Source organism: Aeromonas genomosp. paramedia (genome assembly GCF_023093515.1).
Lineage (GTDB): Bacteria > Pseudomonadota > Gammaproteobacteria > Enterobacterales > Aeromonadaceae > Aeromonas.
Genome location: NZ_JAAROG010000047.1, coordinates 1 through 590 on the forward strand (window position 1 = coordinate 1; position 590 = coordinate 590).

A 590-nucleotide genomic window follows, 5' to 3' on the forward strand; every position below is an offset into this window, starting at 1 on the left:
TCTGCACCAGGGTCAGCACGCCGCTGTTCAGGGTCAGGCTGACGCTGTCATCATGGCTGCCGGTATTGCCGTGCCAGACATTGTCCAGCAGGTTCAGGGTCACGGCGCCAGTGGCCGGATCTATGGTGAGGGTGAAGTAGCTCACCCCGTTGGCGCTGCCGGTGATGACATTGCCTACCTGGTTGAGCAGGATCTGCGCGCCCTGGCCATTGGCGGCCAGCGGATCAACCGCATAGAGGCCGCTCGCCACATTGCTGCCGCTGAGGGCCAGGTTATAGCCGATGTTGCCCGCCCCGTCTGCGCCGAAGGCATGGCTGAACTGGGCTTGCACCGTGCCCGCCGTCAGGGTCGCGCTGGCGATACCGTCACCGCCCACGCCGCCCAGTGCCGGCAGACTCTCGTCCACCTTCACTGACCCCAGACTCGGAGCCTGAGTGGCCAGTCCTGCGGTCGGACCATCGTCCTCGAAGCGGAACACGCCGCCGGTGCCCAGATCGATGCTGGCCTTGGCGCTGTCGCCATCGGCATCGGTAACGGTCTGCACCAGGGTCAGCACGCCGCTGTTCAGGGTCAGGCTGACGCTGTCATCA

General features: G+C 65.6%; 1 protein-coding gene. It reads right to left on the minus strand.

The genetic code is table 11. The annotated features are described in order from the left end of the window. Positions 1-590, minus strand: a 590-nt coding sequence (locus HB860_RS21970; protein ID WP_247627955.1) for a DUF5801 repeats-in-toxin domain-containing protein, incomplete at both ends; no start/stop codon positions are given.